Here is a 335-nt window from a genome sequence, read left to right as displayed (position 1 = left end):
GACGGCAAATGCAGACTAATACCTATAGCCGGCACTGCCAAGCCCGCGCCGCGAAAATTCCGCATGATTCATCGTGCGATTCAATCATGATACCCTAATCTGAATCTCTCTCAGTATGAACTTCGCCATGAAATTACATTATCAACTGCTGGCCGCCGAGTCAGACGCGCTGCCGGTGCTGCTGATCCACGGGCTGTTCGGCAATCTGGACAACCTGGGCGTGCTGGCGCGCGATCTGCATAAACAGCACAGTGTGATCAAGGTCGATCTGCGCAACCACGGCCTCTCCCCGCGCGCCGACGACATGAACTACCCCGCCATGGCGCAGGATCTGC

Annotated in this window: 1 protein-coding gene; it reads left to right on the top strand. The window is 56.7% G+C overall.

Annotation, left to right across the window (positions count from 1 at the left end; genetic code table 11):
- Nucleotides 1-115 precede the first annotated feature (115 nt).
- Nucleotides 116-335, top strand: a 220-nt coding sequence (locus KQX66_RS39125) for an alpha/beta fold hydrolase (protein WP_498047242.1), incomplete at its 3' end; no start/stop codon positions are given.

Source organism: Paenibacillus oleatilyticus (assembly GCF_018998565.1).
GTDB classification, from domain to species: domain Bacteria; phylum Bacillota; class Bacilli; order Paenibacillales; family NBRC-103111; genus Paenibacillus_G; species Paenibacillus_G oleatilyticus.
This window is presented reverse-complemented; position numbering and strand designations above follow the sequence as displayed.